Raw genomic sequence first — 18,296 nt, forward strand, 5'->3', positions numbered from 1 at the left:
TCCGGTCGGACGGCGACACGGACGCAACGCACCACGGCCGCCCAGGTTCCCGCCAAGGCCGGCCTGGGTGACCGTCACCACCTTGGTCGCGAAACCGAGGGTCACCGCACGCGTGCCGGAGAATGTCGAGCGACCCGCCCCACTACCTGCGCCAGCCCCGAAGGCGGGCGCCGCCGGCTCACCCCGACAGCAGCCGCGCGAGCTGACCCCGGCCGCGGGGCAGGGCGCCCAGACCGCCGGCCAGACCGGCGGCCAGCGAGGTCAGCACGCCGAGGGCCAGGGGCAGGGCGACCGCCGCCGGGCCCGGAACCCAGTCGACCCGGAGCGCGCCGTTGGCGATCCACCAGCTGCTCAGCAGCCCGGCGGATCCACCGACGACCGCGGCGATCAGCCCGGTGGCGGCGGTCTCGCAGAACCGGGCAAGCGCGATTTCCCGGCGGGTCGCGCCGACGATCGACAGGGCGACCGCCTCCCTCCGGCGGGCATCGACATCGGCGGAGACCGTGGCGGCGAGCGACAGCGATCCCGCCAGCAGAAGGATGGCGGCGATCAGCAGGGTTCCCAGGATCGCGCCCTCCACCACGTCGGTGGCCTCGCGCACGATGCGGCGGACGTCGATCACCGTCACGTTGGCCGCGCTGCGTGACAGCTCGGAGATGAAGCCGTTCAGCGCCGCCTCGTCCCGGCCCTGCAGCGAGACGATCCAGCCGTGCGGGGCGTCGCGGAACGGGTCGGGGCTGGCGACCACCAGGAACTCGGGCCGCATGGTGCGGTGGTACTCCTTGCGGATGTTGGCCACCTCGGAGGTGAAGACCCGGCCGAGCACGCTGTAGGTGAGGGTATCCCCGGGCTTCAGGTCGAACGCCTGCATGACGTCCTCCTCCGCCGAGACCAGCGACGGGCCGTCATAGTCCGCCGGCCACCAGGTGCCTGCCAGCAGTTCCGCGCCGGTCGGCTCCGCCGTCCAGGAGAAGCTGCGGTCGCCTTCGATCACCCAGTCCTTGTCCGGATCGACCAGGGCCTCCTCGACGGGGCGTCCGTTGACCTCGAGCAGGCGGGTCCGCATGAACGGCGTCGCCTGCAGCTCGCCGAGGGCGGGCGTGCTGGCCACCCGGTCGCGAATGCGCTCGACCTGGGCGGCCTGGACGTCGAGCAGGACGAGGTCCGGTGCCTTCTGCGGGATCTGGGTCTCGAACGCGGCCTGCAGGGAGTGCTGGACCGCGACGACGCCGGTGATGCCGGCGATGCCGATGCCCAGCGCCACGGCCCGGAGCATCACCGCGCGCTGTGAGTCGAACCCCTGCTTCACGGCGAGCGACAGGAACCTGACGGACGGCACGCGCCTGACACCGCGGGCGATCAGAGACCCGAACAGGGCGAGCAGGCCGGCGACCGCGGCGAGACCGAGCGCCGCGACCACGGCCATGGCCGGGTTGGGCAGGCCGGCGATCGCCAGGGCGAGTGCTGCGAGCACCAGTCCGCAGGCGATCAGCCCGTCGCGGCGGACCAGGCCGGCGCCGGCGCCATCGCCCCGCAGGGCCCGCAGCGGCGCGAGACGGGCGACGCCCGAAAGCCCTGCCACCAGCGCGCCGGCCAGACCGAGCGAGAGCGTGACGGCGACCAGCAGGATATCCGCCCCGAGATCCGCCGGCGCCCAGAGCAGGTGGAGCCGCGCGGTGAGCATCTCCAGCAGGGAGATCGCCACCGCGGCCGCGAGCCCCAGCCCGATGGCCAGGGCGATGGCGGCGGCGATGGCGACGAGCGACGCATGCAGGGCGACGACCATCGAGGCAGTGGCGCCGGACAGCCGGTACTGGGCGATGGTCCGGTGCCGGCGGCCGATCCACATGGCGACGGCGGCCCAGGCGCCGGTGAGGCCGACGGCGAAGGCCGCGAGCCCGGAAATGCCGAGGAAGGTGGTCGTCCGGTTCGTCACTTCGCGGACCCGTTCGGCCGCCTCGCTGGGGCTCTGGATCTCCCAGCCGCGCGCGGGCTCGGCGGCGGCGACCGCGGCCATGGCGTCCGACGACGGTGTGTCGGTCGGGAACCGGATGCGGGTGCGGTATTCGACGAGGGACCCGCGCTCGGTCAGGCCGGTCGCCTGCAGCCGGTCGAGCGCGACCAGCACCCGGGGACCCACCAGGAACGTCCCGGCCGAGAGCCGGTCCGGCTCCCGCAGCAGGGCGGCGCGGATCTCGAAGTCGGTGCCGCCCAGGCGCACCCTGTCGCCGATATCGAGGCCGAGCTGGGTGAGCAGGCCGGGCTCGACCACGGCGCCGGGCAGGCCGTCGCGGGCGCCCAGCGCCTCCTGCAGGACCTGACCGCCCGCGAGCTCGACGGAGCCGTAGAGCGGATAAGCGCCGTCGACGGCCTTGAGCTCGACCGTCAGGCGGCGCGGCGCCTCGGCCGGCCCCGCGGCGGCGGTGGACCGCAGCTCGACGACCCGCGAGGATCGGCCGACACCGTCCAGCGTGGAGACCGTGGCCTCGTCCAGGGGCGCGTTCACCACGGTCACCGCCACGTCACCGCCGAGGATACGCCGGGCATTGTCGCCCATGGCGCGGTCCAGACCGGAGCTGAGCAGCCAGATCATGCCGAGCATGGCGCTGGCGATCACGACGCAGGCCATGAACAGTTTCAGGCCGAGAATGCCGAAACCGAGTTCGGCCCTGAGCAACCCGGCCAGCACCGCGGCGCGGGAAGCGATCGTGTCCTGTGCCGTCATGTCAGGACGCCACCCGGCCGCCTTCGATGACGAGGGTGCGGTCGCAGCGGGCCGCCAGGGACGGGTCGTGGGTGACCAGCAGCAGGCCGGTGCCGGACCGGCGCGCCAGATCGAACATGGTGGCGATCACACTCTCGCCGGTGCGCTGATCCAGATTGCCGGTCGGCTCGTCCGCCAGGACCAGGCGCGGGGCCGCGACGAAGGCGCGGGCGATGGCCACACGCTGCTGTTCTCCGCCGGACAGGGCCGAGGGCCGGTGCGTCAGCCGGTGGCCGAGTCCGACGCGCTCCAGCATGGTCGCAGCACTCGCCAGGGCGTCGGGCTCTCCGCTCAGGGTCAGCGGCAGCGCGACGTTCTGCTGGGCGGTCATCGACGGCACCAGGTGGTAGGCCTGGAACACGATGCCGATGTCGCGGCGGCGCAGCAGCGTGCGTCCGCGTTCGCTCACCGCCGACATGTCGGTGCCCAGGACCAGGGCGTCGCCGCCGGAGAGCGGCTCGAGCCCGCCGATCACGGCGATGAGCGACGATTTCCCGGATCCGGAGGGGCCGGTGACGGCGACGATTTCGCCGGGGGCGACGGCGAGGTCGATTCCGTTGAGCACCGGAATCTCGCCCTCCGGAGAGGGATAGGAGAGACGGACCTGGGAAAGCCGGACGATGGGGGAAGCGGTGAGATCCATGATCCTCGACGGGGCAGGTGACGGCGCGCCGGTGTCGCCGGCTCCCTCAGAAGTAGGGCGTCCGGTCGAAGATTAAATGCGGGCGACCTGAACACCTGCCCCGGTGGCTAACGCCGGTCGACCTCCTCGGCCGTCCTCCTCGGCCGTCCTCCTCTGCCGCCCGCCGAAGGCCGAGGCGATTGCGGCGTTCCGGGAAGAGGCGCCTCGCGCGCTATCCGAGTGGACGCGTCCAGGCAACCTGATATCTTGAATTGTATCGTTTCATCCCGAGCGCCGACCGGCGGTCAAGCATGAGACGGTCGGTGGGGGACTTCGGAATGATCAGACTTTTGCCGCGCCTGCTCGTCGTTCTCTTCATCGCGAATGCCTGGTCGACGTCGGCGCGGGCGGAAACGGTCGTCGCCCTGTGGAACAAGGCGGCCATCGGTGCCGTTCAGTCGAGCGGCAGCAGCGATCTCGTCACCTCCCGGGCGCTGGCCGTCGTCCACCGGGCGATGTACGACGCCTGGACCGTGTTTGATCCGGCCGCCCTGGGTGTTCGGCTCGACACCGCGGCACTGCGCCGCCCGGCGGCGGAACGGACGGACGATAACAAATCGACAGCCGTCAGCTACGCCGCCTATCGCACGCTGAGCGATCTGTTTCCTAGCGAGGAAGCGCGGTTTCGCGCGGTGATGGACGCCTTGGGCCTGGATCCCGCACGGTCCGCGTCGGATGAGGGGGCACCCGCAGGGCTCGGCCTGCTCGCGGCCGACCTGGAACTGCGCCATGCCCATGACGACGGGGCGAACCAGCTGGGCGACCGCAGCCCGGGCGCGTATTCGGACTATTCGGGCTACACACCGCCGAACCCGGCGGATCGGCTCATCGATCTTCGCCGGCACCAGCCGATCCTCAGGCCGAATGGCAAGCCTGCCCTGTTCGACGGAGGCCACTGGCCGCTGATCCGGCCGTTCGCGCTCTACCGGGCCAGCGAGTTCCGGCCGATGTCGGCGCCGGCGCTCACATATGACGACTGGGAACTGCGGTCGTTGGCCCAGCATGTCATCGACGTCAACGCGGAGCTGACGGACCGCGACAAGGCGATCGCCGAGTTCTGGACCCTGGGCAACGGCACGCCGACCCCGCCGGGCCAGTTTCATATCCTCGCCCAGCACATCTCCGAAACGCGCGGCCACGGTCTCGACCAGGACATCAAGATGTTCTTCATCCTGGGCAATGCGCTGCACGACACGGCGATCGCGAAGATCGAAGCCAAGATGCACTTCCTCACGGCGCGGCCGGAAACCCTCGTTCGGGCGCTGTTCGCGGGCGAAGAGATTCTCGCCTGGGGCGGGCGCGGCCGCGGCGCGGAGATCATCGACGGCAAGGACTTCAAGCCGTACCGCCCGACCGCCGCCGCTCCGGAGCATGTTTCGGGACACAGCGCCTTCGGGTTTGCGGGCGCCGAGGCGATCCGTCTGGCCACCGGCAGCGATGCGTTGAACTACACCGTGGTGGTGAAGGCCGGGAGTTTCGCGTTCGACGACGGTCCGGCCAACGACGTCGTCCTCGCCATGGAGACACTGACCGAGGCGGCCCGCGATATCGCCCTCTCCGGCATTTACGGCCAGGCGCATTTCACCACCGGGGACCAGATGGGCCGCCTGCTTGGCCGCGCCGTCGCCCAGAAGGTCTACGCCCACGCGATGCGGTTCATTGAAGGCACCCTGTGATGCGCGAATGTCTCGGTCGGCCGGGGGCGGAGAGCATCGCCGTCTCCCGGATCATCTGGACAGTCGCCCTGATGATGCTCGCGACCGCGGGATCCGCCCTGGCGCACGACACCTGGGTGATCACCCACGAGCAGGAGGCCCTCGCCCACGCGATACCTCCGCCGGCGATTTTCACGACGCTCGGCATCGCGAACGTGGCGATCGCGCTGATCGCGCTCATCGGCGTGGTGGGTTGGATCGGCATCGGCCGCACCGACATCCCGGATCGGATCGCCGCCCGTCTCAACCTCCCCAGGGTGGACGCCGCGCGCCTGGAGCCGTGGGTTCCGGTCGCGCTTCGGCTGGGGCTGGCGGCCATGTTCGTCACGGCGGCTTTCGGGCTGCACCCGCGTCTGGGCTATGCGGTCGGCGAGAGCCCGGTGCTGTTCGCGTCCGATCTCGAGTTTCGCCATCTTCCCGGCGACTGGACCTGGCTGGTGTGGGTGCAGGTCGCCCTGGGGGCGGCCTTTCTGCTGGGTGTCTGGACCCGGGTGGCCTCGATCCTGTTGGCCGTGCTCGTGCTGCTGGGCTGCTGGCTGTTCACCGTGGATATGCTCGCCTATGCCGGCGTGCTGATCGGGACCGCCTATTACCTCCTGGTGAAGGGCGGCGGTCGTTTAGAGCTCCTCGCGGACCCCGATGGCCTGGTCCGCCGGGTGGCGTCCGTTCCTCCCGGCCGTCCCCAGGCCGTCCTTCGCATTCTCACGGGGCTCAGTTTTCTGTATCTCGGGATCCTCTACAAGTTCCTGCACCCCACATATCTGCTCGCCGGCGTCGAGTTCTACGGTCTGCCGCTGTTCGGGTTTCCGGCGGAGGTGTTCGTCTTCATCGTCGCCACGGTCGAGGTCGTCGTCGGGATCCTGATCACCGCGGGCGTGATGGTCCGGCCGCTGAGTTTCGTCCTTGTCTTCGCGTTCGCGTTCTTCTCGATCTCGATGAACGAAGGCGTCCTCGGCCATAGCTTCCTGTACGGCATCGTCTTCGCGCTGTTCGCCAGCGGTGCCGGACGCTGGTCCGGGAACGCGGCGCCGGCAACGACCTATCAACCGTCGCCGTCGGTCTGAGGGCGATCGACCTCCAGGGCGCGGAAACGGGTGATCAGGTCGGCGAGGCCGCTGGCGAGATCGGTTTCGGCCTGCCAGCCGAGCATCGCCTCGGCCCGCGCCGGGTCGCCGTAGAACCGGGCGACGTCGAAGCTGCGCGGCGGGGCCTGGACGACCGTCGCCGCGCTCCCTGCCAGGCGGACGGCGACGTCGGCTAGCTCGCCGAGAGTGGTGCCCGTGCCGGTCACCAGATGGACCGGATCGAGGGACCGGCCGTCAGCCTCCAGCCGGGCGATGGTCCGCACGATGCCGTGGACCACATCGTCGACATGGGTGAAGTCGAACAGGTGGTCGGCGCCGTCGATCCGCAGCGTTCCTCCGTCCGCCGCCGCCCGGGCGAACGCGGGAACGACACGGTCGGGATAGTCGGTCACCCGGCCGAACACGTTGGAAAAGCGCAGGACGGTGGCGGCGATCCCGCCGTTCCGGGCCGCTTCGTAGGTCATGTCCTCGGCGGCCACCTTGGAACGGGCATAGACGTTCATCGGCCGCAGGGGGGCCGTTTCGGCGACCGGGAGCGCGTCCTGTTCGCCATAGACCTCGCGGCTGCTGGCGTAGATCACCCAGCGGCAGGTCGGGCTTCGCTGTGCGGCGTCGAGGACCGATCCCGTTCCGGTCACGTTCACCGACCAGCAGGTGTCCGGGTCCCGCTCCGCCGTGATCACGCGGGAGACGGCTGCCAGATGGACGATCCCGCGCGCGCCCTCGGCGGCCCTGAACACGGCGTCCCGATCCCGGATATCGATCCGCTCCGCCGGGTCGGTCGATCGCAGGTCGATCCCGCGCGTCGCATCGCCGGCCGCCCGAAGCCGCGTGGCCAGCGTGCCGCCGATCAGCCCGCTGGCGCCGGTAATCAGAATGGGGGCGGTCATGCGAGGCTCCGATGTCCGGGCGAGGGCGGCGCGACGGCGCGGCCGGCCGGTGCCGGTGGGCGGGAGGCGTCCTCCCAGAACGCGGCCAGGGTCCGGCAGGCCTGGAGCCAGTCGAACTCGCGCCGGGCCAGGTCGGGCGCCTGCGGCGCCTCGCTCAGCGCCCGTCGGAGCCCGGCCAGCGCACCCTCGGTGTCGCTGAAGAAATGGGTATTGGGATAGCGCCTGAAGGGCTCGTTGGCCGGGCAGTCGTACAGCACCACGTGGCGTCCCGCGACCAGGGCCTCCGCCGTGGTCGAACACAGCACCTCGCTGGCCGACGGGTTCACGAACACTCGGTAGTCGGTCAGGCATCGCCACGCCTCGGCGGTGGGACCGAGAAAGCGCAGCGGCGCCGAGCGTTGAGTTGCCAGCGCGCGGATCGCGGCCTCGTCGGGGCCGTTGCCGATGACATCGATCGGATGGCCGGAGAGGCGGGCGATGTCGATGACCGCCTCCAATCCCTTTTCCCAGACGAGGCGGCCGATGAAATAGGCGCCACGGGTCGTGGCCGTGACCGGCGGCACCTCGGCGTAGCCGCCATAGACGCCGGTGACCCGAGCCTCCCCGCCGGGATGGCCAGCCGTCACATCGGCGACCGCCGGAGAGATCGGGATCGCCAGATCGGTGTATCGGCGGATGAGGAAGCGGTGCAGCCGGGTCACCCAGCGGGCGAGGAGCCCGGACCCGGGAAAGGGTTGGCGCGCGATGTAGTAGCCGTAATTGGTCATGACCACGCCGATGACCCGCTCGAAATCGGCGGCCGGCCGGGGCGTGCTGACGGCCTTCCAGGTCAGGTGCTCGGGCTCGATCATCACCAGGGCGCGCGACGATAGTGCGGCGGCAATCACATCTTCCTTAGGCACGATGCTGCGGAACAGGTGCCAAACCTCGGCCCGGTAATGGAAGATCTCCAGCCGAGCCTCGCATCCGAGCGCTTCGGCCTCCCGCAGCAGCCAGTCGCGATGGGCCTGTCGGCAGGCGAAGATCGGCGTGCCCCACAGCCAGTCCTGATCCTCGGCCTCGACCCACGGAACGCCGTATGCCACCCGGTAGCCGAGCCGCGTCAGCCCGATCGCCTGATGCAGCGAGAGATAGGCCGGGCCGGTGAGCCAGGGCAGGGATGCCGTCGTCACGACCGTCACGTCATAGTCACAGCGATCAATCGTCGACATGTGGTCTCGCGGGCGCACGGTTCTGGCAGGGCGCGCATTGTGGTTGCCGAAGGCCTGCGACGCAACGAAGGCGTGGGCGAGCATACCCCGAATGCTCAACCCGGTTTCGTCTTCGCGTTTGTCGTCGCCCCACCGGCCTTTTAGACTGCCGGCGGATCGCGGATATGGGGTGGCAATGGAGCTGAAAGCCGAAGCAGCGGCGGGCGACGGATCGACGGGCGACGACGCAACGGCGGGCGGAAGCGGCGCGACGCGCTGGACCGTGCCGGCAATCGACAGGCGCTATTTCGAGGTCCGTCCGGCCCTGTTCTACCGCGACCTGATCGTGCCGGGAGCGGCCTTCGCCATCGCCTACGCCTCCCTGCTGCAGTTTCAGGGGTGGGCCTTTGCGGCGGCTTTCCTGATTGCCGTCGTCTCGCTGCATCGCGCCGCGATCCTGATGCATGACATCTGCCACCAGTACGACAACCCGCGCCTGAAGCGGTTCATCTGGGTTTGGGACCTCACCATCGGGGCGATCGCCGCCATTCCGTCTCCCCGGTTCCTGCGCCCCCATCGTATCCATCATGCGACCGGGACCTTCCGCACGAAGGACGATCCGCAATACCTGCTGGTCCGGACCGACCGGACCCTGGCGGTGTTCGTGCTGATCCTGATTCCCTTCATCATGCCGATCCTCAACCTTGCCAACGCGGTCGTCGCCAGTGTTGCCGGCACGGCACTGGACGAGGCGGTGGAGCGCTGGGCGGCGAAGCGCGGGATGCCGACCGGCAGCGTGGTGGCGGACCGTCACCGCCCCCGGGTCATCTGGCTCAGCCGTTACTGCGTCGCGCTGTATGCGCTCTACGCCTATCTGCTGCCGGAGACGCTGGGGATCGCCTATGCGGTTCTCGTTGCCGGCTGGTGGCTCACCACCATCCGGATTCCTCTGGAGCATCGGATGGAGCATCTGCTCGAGCGGTCGGACAAGCGGGACCATATCCTCGACAGCTTCACCATCGAATCGCCGCTCGCCGCCATCCTGCAACCGCTGGCCATGCGCTTCCATGCGGCCCATCACCTCTATCCCGGCGTTCCCTATCACAACCTCCCGGCCCTGCATCGCGACCTGAAGGCGTCCGACGCCGAGTATCGCGCGACGATCGTGCCGTTCTGGAGCGTGGTCCGCGGCAACATACCGGAACGGCCGCGGGCTACGGCCTGAGCCCCGAGCGTCGGACGATCTCCTCGAAGATGCCGGGGATCTGGGCCGCCGCCCGGTTGCCGCCCGGCTTGCCGGCACCCGGGTTTCGCGCTGCGGCCCCTCTGACCAGCAGGGATCTGAGCGACGCGGCGAAGTGCTTCGGCGTGGAGAACACCGCGCCGGCGCCGTTGCGGGTGATCCATCTCAGCACGGCGTGTTCCTGCGGCAGCACGTTCTGCCGGTCGATCAGGATCGGCAGACCGACGGCCAGGGCCTCGCTGACCGAGAGCGGGCCGGTCTTGCCGACGAAGATGTCGGAGACCGCCATGTAGCGATGCACCTCGCGGGTATAGCCCTTGACCAGGGTCGGGAACGGCAGGGCGGCATCCTCGATCGACCGTGCGAGCGCCTCGTTGCGGCCGCACAGGAACACCATCTGGATGTCCGGCGGATCGCCGCGCAGGGCCTCGGCCATTTCCAGCATCCGCGCACTGCCGTAGCCGCCGTACATCATGCACACCACCGGCCTGTCCGGGGCCAGTCCCAACGCGGTCCGGGCGGCGGCCATGTCGGCGGGGACCGGCTCCAGGAACACCGGCCGTGTCAGCAGTCCGTCCATGCGGAACAGCTTGTCCTCGGGATGCGGCTTGCGCGCGAGGCGCTGCTGGCAGACATCGGTCCCGGCGATGGCGAAGTAGTCCTGGCGCCTGGGAAACCAGACCGACGGCAGCATCTCGGTCCAGTCGGTCATCAGCACCGTGAACGGCGTCGCGCCGCCGCGGTACCGGTTCAGGCTGTCGAGCAGGAGGTGGTTGATCATCGGCAGGACGGAGACCACCAGATCGGGCTCGGTCCGCTCCCACAGGGCGGAGAAGGCGGCCCGTGCCCATCCGCCGAGCATCGCCACGTTGATCAGCGCGCCGAGATAGAAGGCGAGGCAGAAGGCCCCGGTCCGGCCCTGCTGCAGGATCAGTTCATTGTAGGTCTGTTCGACATCCCGCGACGTGTGGCGGGCGAACAGGTCCAGATGCGGCAGCACGTCCTGATACGCGTTGACCATCGTGACCCGGTAGCGGCCGGTCGCCTCAAGGATGTCCTTGAGCGCCTCTCCGGTCGCCCGATGACCGCCACCCGCATCGGTGTAGACGACCACCACATGCCGCCGCCTCATCGATAGAGATGGTCCCGCGTCAACGGCAGGTCGTTGTTCAGGCCCTTGGAGAACACCGTCTGGAACAGCCGGTTGCCGCCATATTCGAAGGATGTCTTGCTGACGATCCAGTACAGCCGGTACATCCGCGCGAACCGCTCGCCGTACCGCTCGACCACCGTGTCGTAGTTCTGCTCGTAGCGTTCCATCCAATGCTTGATGGTCAGCGGGTAGTGCATGCGCAGGTTCTCGACGTCCAGGATGCTGAGCCGGCGCGCGCTCATCTCCTGAATGATGTGAGAGAGCACCGGCACGTGGCTGCCGGGGAACACGTACTTCATGGTCCACGGGTCGTCGGGGAACGGCGTGTCGTTGGCGATCGTGTGCACCAGACCGACCCCGCCGGGCTTCAGCAGGTCCGAGATCTTCGACATGAAGGTGCCGATGTAACCCTCGCCCGCATGCTCGAGCATGCCGATCGAGCCGACCTTGTCGAAGCTGCCTTCGAGCTCGCGGTAATCCTTCAGCTCGAGCCGGATCCGGTCTTGCAGGCCGCGCTCGGCGATGCGCCGGTTCCCCAGCTCGACCTGGGGTTCGGACAGGGTCACCCCGACACCGGAAATACCGTAGGTCTCCGCCGCGTAGATCAGGAACCCGCCCCACCCGCAGCCGAGATCGGCGATATGCTCGCCCTGCTTCAGCATGAGCTTGCGGCAGACATGCTCGAACTTCTGCTTCTGCGCCTGCTCCAGAGTATCTTCCGGCGTGTGGAAGTAGGCGCAGGTATAGGCGAAGGTCTCGTCCAGAAAGAGCTCGAAGAAGTCGTTGCCGAGATTGTAGTGGAAGCGGGCGTTCTTGCCCGAGCGCTGCACGGTGTTGCGGTGCAGGAGATAGGTCGCCGCCAGGCGGGCCTTTTCCTTCCAGGACATCGGCAAGGTGCCGAAATCGATGATGTGGCCAAGCTTGAACAGAAGATCGACATCGCCGTCGATCTCGATGTCACCGTTCATGTAGGATTCGGCGAAGCCGAGGAAGTTGTCGGCAAGGCACCGGCTGAGTGCTTCGCGCGTCTTGATCCGGAGCGTGACCTGCGGCTCGCCGTCGCCGACGCGGACCTCGTCGTCGTCCCAGAATCGCACGGCGAACCGGGCCGACGGATCGGCCGCGCCCATTTTCGCGATCAGTTGCTTGGCGGCATCTTTCATCCGTAGATCTTCCTGTCCTTGCGCGGCGGCGATGGTTACCGATCATACGTCATCGAACAACTGCTTTGATGATGCTTGAAGCGCTGTGTTTTCCGTGGCTTGTGGTCGGCGGCGTCGGGCTCCGGGGGGAAGGCTCGACAGACGGGGAGTGGGCAATGTACCGGGAAATTCTGGCGCGATGGGATCGTTTTGCGTCCGCGCAGTCCCGCAGCCGGCACCTGCCGCCCCGTCTGCTGGCCCATCTGAGACCGGGACAGAGCGTGCTCGATATCGGCACGTCGGACGGCCGGCTGGTGCGGGATCTGCTGCAGGCGGAGCCTACATTGGACATCACCGCCATCGATTCGCATCCCCGTGCCGAGACCTACATCCCGGTGATCGAAGCCAACGGCCACGATGTCCCGTTTGCGGACAATGCCTTCGATACCGTCATGCTGATCGACGTGCTGCACCACGACCTCCATCCGGAGCGCATCCTGCGCGAAGCGGCGCGGGTGGCGCGCGGCCGGGTGCTCATCAAGGACCATTACTGGGTGACCGCGTTGGACCGCGCGGTTCTCCGACTGTCGGACTATCTGGGTAACCGGGCCTACGACATTCCGCTGCCGTACAACTACCTGCGGCTGGAGGAGTGGCGCGACCTGTTCGCCGGCCTGGATGCGCGCGTCGTCGCGACCGAAACGTTCCACTACAGCGTCTACGACCGCTGCAAGCAGGTGACCTTTCTGCTCGACACCGGGTGCAAGGAGTGATCGAACCGCTGTCGGGTAGAGTTTGGAATTCGGAGCCGGATGGATGACCGATCTCGCAATATCGGCGCTCACCAACGCCATTCTGGCGGCCGAGATCTTCTTTCTGGCAGGCCTGTCGTTCCGGGGCGGTCTGGAGCGGTGGTCCGCGGCCTGGCTGTTCGCGCTGTATCTCACGTTCATCGGCCTCGCGAACCTGCTCGGGACGATCGATCACGGCTTCCTGGAGCCGATCGACCACCCGGCAAACATCCCGGTCCGCACGGCCACGCGATCGGTGATCGCCCTGGCGACCTTCGCCTTGCTCATGTGCACCGCCCGCCAGTTCTTCGGCGCGCTGGGCGTGCGGATATGTCTGGTGGTCGGGTTTGCCGGGCTGGCCGCGACGGTGTGGGTGACCGCGACCCAGGACAATTTCCTCGTGCTGGTCGCCGGAAACTTCGTGGTCATGCTGCTGACCCTCGGCCTGCATCTGTGGGGTCTGCGGCGCGGCACCGGATCCCTGCTGCTCTGCGCCGGTATCGTCGCCTCCATCGCCGCCAGTCTGATCATCCCGTTCGGCGGTGACGGCGTGGAGCCTCTCGGCCTCTACGGCACGTTTCACATCGCCTTGATCGGCGCTTCCTTCATCCTGTATCTGGGCGGGCGGGACCTGAAGGCCCGTGTCGCCTGAGGGCGGCCGGGCACCCGGCGATGGTCCCGCTCCGGCAGAACCGATGCGCCAGTGAGGACTACCCGTCCATGACCGATACCTCTCCCGACGCATCCGTCGCCGCGGCTCCGCAACCCGCCTCCGTCGCCAACCTGAAGATGCTCTCGCCGGAGACGCGGGAGGCCATGATCTCCGTCGCCGAGCGTCTGGACATCGCCGCCGGGGATGTGCTGTTCGCCGAGAACGAGGACGGCAACGAGCTGTTCATCATCGAGACCGGCCGGGTCGTCGGGTTCCGCGCCGGACGGGAGGACGACGAGGACTGGCCGGTGCTGCATCTGGCCGAAGGCGATATCGTCGGCGAGCTGTCCTTCCTCGATGGGGCCGAGCGTCACATCACCGCCCGGGCCGAGACCGACTGCACGCTGCTGCGGATCAGTCCGTTCGACCTGCTGCTGCTGGAAGGTGGCGACCATTTCTACGACAACCTGCGGGCCAGCGTCGGCATCACCGTCGTCAGCCGGCTGCGCGTCGGCACGGACATCCACGTGGCGACCCTCGATCACCAGCTGGAGCTGGCGCGCACGCAGCAGCAATTCGGCCAGTTCTTCATCTACATCATCGCGATGTTCTCGATCGGCATGCTGGTGAGCAATGTGGTCGCCACCCAGCTGATCGAGATCAACGTCTATACCGAGGTGTTCGCCTGGCAGTATCTGGCGGTGCTGATGATCCCCAGTCTGGTGATCGTCCGCATGATGAAGATCCCCTTGCGGGACCTCGGGCTCACCACGACCGGCATGCGGAAATCGGTGACCGAGGGGCTGGCGGTATCCGCCGTCTTCGTGGCCGCGTCGGTGGCCTACTACTTCGCGTCCTTTGCCGTCGAGGCGATCCCGCCGGTCACGCTCAGTTTCGACTTCTGGGGCTCGGTGAGCTACTTCGCGCATTCCTTCCTTCAGGAGGTCGTCGCCCGTGGTCTGCTGCAGTCCTCGTTCCAGCGGTTCCTGAAGGACCGCAAGGGCTACCGCGCGGTGTTCCTGAGCGCCATGCTGTTCGGGATGTTCCATATTCATTTCGGCATCGCGGCGGTGGTCATGGTCTTCCTGACCAGCGTGCTGTTCGGCCTGTTCTACCTGCGTCACCAGAACATCGCCGGCGTCACGATCTTCCACTACTTCGCCGGCGCCTGCGCCTTTGCCATGGGAATGCTCTAGGACTGACGGCCTGGACACGTTCGGACGATGCCGTCCGGGGGCGCTTCGCTTTCGGGGCCGGCCGTCAGCTGCGGTGCGAGACCCGCTCACGCCGGGGCCGCTCGCGCCCGGTGTCGACCGCCGCGAATGCGCGGGCGGCATCCGCGATGATCTGCTCGAGGCTGGAGCGTCGGGACGACCAGTTCAGGCACCGCTGGGCGAGGGTGGGATCGGCCACGAGCATGGCCGGATCGCCGGTGCGGCGCGCGGCCTCCCTGATGGGTATTGGACGACCGACTGTCTCTTCGACCGCCGCGATCACCTCCCTGACCGAATATCCCCGCCCGGAGCCGAGATTGGCGATCAGATCGTCCTTGCCGGCCAGCAGGTGCTGAAGTGCCAGGACATGCGCGTCGGCGATGTCGCTGACATGGACATAATCCCGCACGCAGGTTCCGTCCGGCGTGTCGTAGTCGGTCCCGTAGATCGACATGCTCCCGTGCTGGGCGAGGGCGGTCCGCAGAAGGCGGGGGATCAGATGGGTCTCGGGCTCATGGTCCTCCCGCAGCTCGCCGTCGGGATCGGCGCCGGCGGCGTTGAAGAACCGGAAGCCGCAATAGCGCAGGCCGTGCGAGGCCGACGCTTCCCGCACCGCGTCCTCCATCATCAGCTTGCTGCGACCGTAGGGCGTGGCCGGCCGCAACGGGTGGGCCTCCGAGATCGGGGCGGTTGCTGCGTCGCCGTACACCGCGGCGGTCGAGGAGAACACCAGCACGTCGACACCGCTCGAGCGCAGGGCCTGGAGCAGGCTGCGCGTGCCGGTAACGTTGGTCGAATAGTAGCGCGCTGGGTGGCGCGTGGACTCGGCGGCGTCGATCCGGGCGGCGAAGTGCAGCGCGGCGACCGGGCGATGGCGGGAGACAACCTCGGCCAGCCGCTGTCCGTCGCAGATATCGCCGACTTCGATCGGCCCCCAGCGGACTGCGGCGCGCGTTCCGTTGGAGAGGTCGTCATAGACCACCGGCTGATACCCCGCGGCCGCGAGAGCCTTGCAGGCATGGCTGCCGACAAACCCGGCGCCACCGGTGACAAGAACAACAGGGTCAGCCATTTAACCGTCTTTATGCCGTGGCCGGAGTCGGGGCAGGGCGTCGCACCATATTGCGGATCCGTCGCGCGGCAAGACTGGAATCATTGGATGCTGGATTGGACCGGCCCTGACGAGGAATGCGGCTTCGGGCGAAAACAGCCGTCTATGCGGACACCTACAGCCGCGCAACGGCCGTCGCCGGCACCCGAACCCTCGCCAGCAGGGCGAGGCCGGCGGCGATCAGCGCCGCGGCGCCGAGCATGAGCGTGATCCCGGTCTGCCACAGGATCTGGGTGACGACCGCTATCGGAATCCCGACCGCCACCCGGTATTGCGGGCGGTAGAGCCGGCGCGGCCGGACCTCGATGACGGCGTCCAGCACGCCGGTCGGCCGGGCCCAGCGATCGGTCTGGTCCTGCAGTCCCGCCGCCGCCTCGATCCGGTTGCCTTCGAGCAGCGCGACATACGAGATGATGTCGTTGGTTTCCTGGTATTCCCGGACCACGTCGCCGAGGCCGACCAGATCGCTGGGATCGATGCCGAGGGCCATGGCCTCGCCGAGGCGGGACCCGAGGGATTCCCCATAGGCGTTGGCGGTCTCGATCGCCTTGGTGGCGCCAAGGCCGAAGATCGTCGCCCCCACGATCGCGAGCCCGATCAGGCAGGTGACGGCGTAGAGGGTCGCCAGCTCCCGGTAGGACTGGAAGACCTCCGGATTGGCCAGAACGGCGGTGTGCACCACGATCCCGAGTGCCAGCAGAACCATGGCGGCGAGCCCGGCGATCGCCGTGCTCCGGCTGAATTCCGCGACGATCTCGTGCTCGTAGTAGACGACGATGCTTCCGGCGGGTCCGAACCGGCCGCTCACCGGCAGCGAGAACCGGGACAGCGAGCCATGATGCTGGATCCCGGGAACCTCGCCGCCCATTCCGAGATAGCTGCCGTCGCTCCACTCGACAGGCCCGGCGTCGAACGCCTCGGGATTGCTCAGCACCACCTGATCCGTCAGGTCGACGATCTGGACGGCGCGGACCGCCGAGTCGAATCGCAGCACGCGGTCGCTGGCGGCGCCGAAGCCGATGAAGTCCGAGACCGGCAGACCCATGGCCAGCATGCCGCCCATCGCCTTGTGGACGGTCTCCGCCTCGGTGCGGATGCGCTCCACGTCGAAGCGCGACGACGCCAGGGTCCACCACGCACCGCCGAGCAGGACGAGACCGGTCAGCACGACGCAGACGAGGGCGGCCAGGCGCGGGCGGGCACGCGCGACCGTGCCTGTCTGCGGGCCGGTCTCCGTCAAATTCGCTTCGAGTTGCTGACTCATACGGGCGCACCTTTCACGAGACCGGCAGAATAGGTCAGCCCGAAGGCGATGCAAGCCGGAGTCGCCCCCGGACCCGTCGCGCTAACGAGTTGCTGCGACTGAACGCGTGTGAAACAGTCGGGCAACGCAATAGCCCTATGTCTCGATGGGAGGAAGGATTCCGTGACGGCAGTCATGTTCCGACGGGCACTGGTGGTGTGCCTTGTCGCCCTGATCGGAGGGACGGCGCTCGCCGGACGCCCGGCAGGGGCTGCCGAGGGCCGGCCGGTGCTGAACTGGCTGGAGTTCGGGGCTGCCACGCAGGAACACTACGAGATTTCTTCCGATCCGCAGGACACGGCGCGGATGCGCGCCGTTCCGGTATGGACCGACAAGCCGGCACGCTTCCGGCTGCTGATGCTGATTCCGTTCAAGTCCGTTGCCGCCTACTCGATCGGCGTCGATGCCGTGATGGAGACGTTCCGGCAGCAGAATATCCCGGCGGAGTTCGAGATCTGGCTGTACGGAAACGACGACGCCATCGCGCAGGAGGCGGTCGCGTGGGCGGAGTCGAACGATGTGGACCTGATCATGCCCGTCGGGTCGAGGGCCGCGGCGTTCATGCACGAGACCTATTCCGGGGGCCGCCTGCCGGTGGTCACCAATTCGGCCAAGGATCCCGTCCTGCTCGGACAGATGCCGGACTACCAGAGCGGCAGCGGCACCAACATCGCCTATACGTCGAACACGGTGCCGATCCGCCTGTTCATCAGCTATCTTTTCCAGCTCCTGCCGGACCTCAAGAATGTCGGCGTGCTGTATGCCGAATCGAACCTCAGCGCGATCGAGACCCAGGTCGCGCCGCTGCACGATCTGGCGGACTCGTTCGGGCTGACCGTGCACGACGTGGCGGTGCGCGACGGGGAGTTGCTGGAAGACGACCTGATCGCCGGCATGGGGCGGGTTCGTCTGCGGATGGTGAATTCGGATCCCGGTCTCACGGCCAGCGCCTGGATCGTGACCGGATCGACCTCGGTGTATCAGCGGATCGGCCTGATCAACGGGCTTGCCGGCCGCGCGCCGGTCGTCTCGACGCTGCCGGACGTCGTGCGCAGCGGCGACGACAGCGCCGCCGTCTCGATCGGGATCAACCAGTCCACCGCGGTTCAGCTGTCGGCCTTCTACGCCATCAGCATCCTGACGGAAGGCGTCGATCCGGGCTCCCTGTCCGTCGGGGTCGTGACGCCGCCGGACCTCGCCATCAACTTCCGCGTCGCCCGGCAGATCGAGCTTCGGATCCCGTTCCGCTTCATGGAGGCGGCCACGTTCATCTATAACTACGACGGCAGGCAGGTGCGGGCATTCGGTCAGCCGGTCGGATTCATAAACTAGTGCCAGTCTCGGAAACTAGTGCCAGTCCC

15 protein-coding genes are annotated in these 18,296 nt (G+C 68.1%); 7 read left to right on the top strand and 8 right to left on the bottom strand.

Annotated features, from left to right (window positions below):
• Window positions 1-178: 178 nt before the first annotated feature.
• Together G578_RS0112090 and G578_RS0112095 are read right to left on the bottom strand one after the other, a co-directional pair.
• Entirely contained in the window at window positions 179-2,725 is a 2,547-nt protein-coding gene (locus G578_RS0112090; RefSeq protein WP_028794465.1) for an ABC transporter permease, read from the bottom strand.
• A gap of 1 nt (window position 2,726) precedes the next feature.
• The gene (locus tag G578_RS0112095; protein WP_038014057.1) at window positions 2,727-3,407 is read right to left on the bottom strand and encodes an ABC transporter ATP-binding protein; all 681 of its coding nucleotides are present in this window, start codon (window positions 3,405-3,407) and stop codon (window positions 2,727-2,729) included.
• Between the two features lie 317 nt (window positions 3,408-3,724).
• Here G578_RS0112095 and G578_RS26010 point away from each other — a divergent pair, with 317 nt between their 5' ends.
• Together G578_RS26010 and G578_RS0112105 are read left to right on the top strand one after the other, a co-directional pair.
• A complete protein-coding gene (locus G578_RS26010; protein ID WP_051244680.1) occupies window positions 3,725-5,122 on the top strand; it encodes a vanadium-dependent haloperoxidase in 1,398 nt (465 codons plus the stop codon).
• A 116-nt stretch (window positions 5,123-5,238) separates the two neighbouring features.
• Window positions 5,239-6,225, top strand: coding sequence for a hypothetical protein (locus G578_RS0112105; protein ID WP_169400853.1), 987 nt, complete (start codon window positions 5,239-5,241; stop codon window positions 6,223-6,225).
• Here the strand turns inward: G578_RS0112105 and G578_RS0112110 are convergent.
• Window positions 6,204-7,136, bottom strand: coding sequence for an NAD-dependent epimerase/dehydratase family protein (locus G578_RS0112110; protein WP_028794468.1), 933 nt, complete (start codon window positions 7,134-7,136; stop codon window positions 6,204-6,206). The two genes, G578_RS0112105 and G578_RS0112110, sit on opposite strands and share 22 nt — an antisense overlap.
• Window positions 7,133-8,347 (bottom strand): glycosyltransferase, encoded by a 1,215-nt coding sequence (locus tag G578_RS0112115; RefSeq protein WP_084618841.1) that lies wholly within the window; start codon window positions 8,345-8,347, stop codon window positions 7,133-7,135. Before G578_RS0112115 ends, G578_RS0112110 begins: the two co-directional genes overlap by 4 nt.
• A gap of 175 nt (window positions 8,348-8,522) precedes the next feature.
• Here G578_RS0112115 and G578_RS0112120 point away from each other — a divergent pair, with 175 nt between their 5' ends.
• Complete coding sequence (locus tag G578_RS0112120; protein WP_028794470.1) at window positions 8,523-9,551, top strand: fatty acid desaturase family protein; 1,029 nt, start codon at window positions 8,523-8,525, stop codon at window positions 9,549-9,551.
• On the opposite strand, the gene G578_RS0112125 is transcribed toward G578_RS0112120, so the two are convergent.
• Together G578_RS0112125 and G578_RS26015 are read right to left on the bottom strand one after the other, a co-directional pair.
• On the bottom strand, window positions 9,541-10,701 hold the full coding sequence (locus G578_RS0112125) for an MGDG synthase family glycosyltransferase (RefSeq protein WP_028794471.1): 1,161 nt from the start codon (window positions 10,699-10,701) through the stop codon (window positions 9,541-9,543). The genes G578_RS0112120 and G578_RS0112125 overlap by 11 nt on opposite strands.
• Window positions 10,698-11,885 (bottom strand): SAM-dependent methyltransferase, encoded by a 1,188-nt coding sequence (locus G578_RS26015; protein WP_051244682.1) that lies wholly within the window; start codon window positions 11,883-11,885, stop codon window positions 10,698-10,700. Before G578_RS26015 ends, G578_RS0112125 begins: the two co-directional genes overlap by 4 nt.
• 155 nt (window positions 11,886-12,040) lie before the next feature.
• Here G578_RS26015 and G578_RS26020 point away from each other — a divergent pair, with 155 nt between their 5' ends.
• From G578_RS26020 to G578_RS28415, 3 genes are all read left to right on the top strand, one after another.
• On the top strand, window positions 12,041-12,637 hold the full coding sequence (locus G578_RS26020; RefSeq protein ID WP_051244683.1) for a class I SAM-dependent methyltransferase: 597 nt from the start codon (window positions 12,041-12,043) through the stop codon (window positions 12,635-12,637).
• Window positions 12,638-12,680: 43 nt separating this feature from the next.
• Window positions 12,681-13,307, top strand: coding sequence for a DUF6962 family protein (locus tag G578_RS0112140; RefSeq protein WP_028794472.1), 627 nt, complete (start codon window positions 12,681-12,683; stop codon window positions 13,305-13,307).
• A 68-nt stretch (window positions 13,308-13,375) separates the two neighbouring features.
• Window positions 13,376-14,503, top strand: coding sequence for a cyclic nucleotide-binding domain-containing protein (locus tag G578_RS28415; RefSeq protein WP_051244685.1), 1,128 nt, complete (start codon window positions 13,376-13,378; stop codon window positions 14,501-14,503).
• A 64-nt stretch (window positions 14,504-14,567) separates the two neighbouring features.
• Here G578_RS28415 and galE read toward each other — a convergent pair whose 3' ends face one another.
• Both galE and G578_RS0112155 read right to left on the bottom strand, forming a co-directional pair.
• Complete coding sequence (gene galE / locus G578_RS26030) at window positions 14,568-15,593, bottom strand: UDP-glucose 4-epimerase GalE (RefSeq protein ID WP_084618845.1); 1,026 nt, start codon at window positions 15,591-15,593, stop codon at window positions 14,568-14,570.
• Between the two features lie 154 nt (window positions 15,594-15,747).
• Window positions 15,748-16,896, bottom strand: a complete 1,149-nt coding sequence (locus tag G578_RS0112155; protein ID WP_156907294.1) for a hypothetical protein — start codon at window positions 16,894-16,896, stop codon at window positions 15,748-15,750.
• Window positions 16,897-17,058: 162 nt separating this feature from the next.
• Between G578_RS0112155 and G578_RS26035 the strand changes: the two genes are divergently transcribed.
• A complete protein-coding gene (locus G578_RS26035) occupies window positions 17,059-18,267 on the top strand; it encodes an ABC transporter substrate binding protein (RefSeq protein WP_156907296.1) in 1,209 nt (402 codons plus the stop codon).
• Window positions 18,268-18,296 lie beyond the last annotated feature (29 nt).

Origin of the sequence: Thalassobaculum salexigens DSM 19539 (assembly GCF_000423805.1) — a bacterium.
GTDB lineage: Bacteria > Pseudomonadota > Alphaproteobacteria > Thalassobaculales > Thalassobaculaceae > Thalassobaculum > Thalassobaculum litoreum.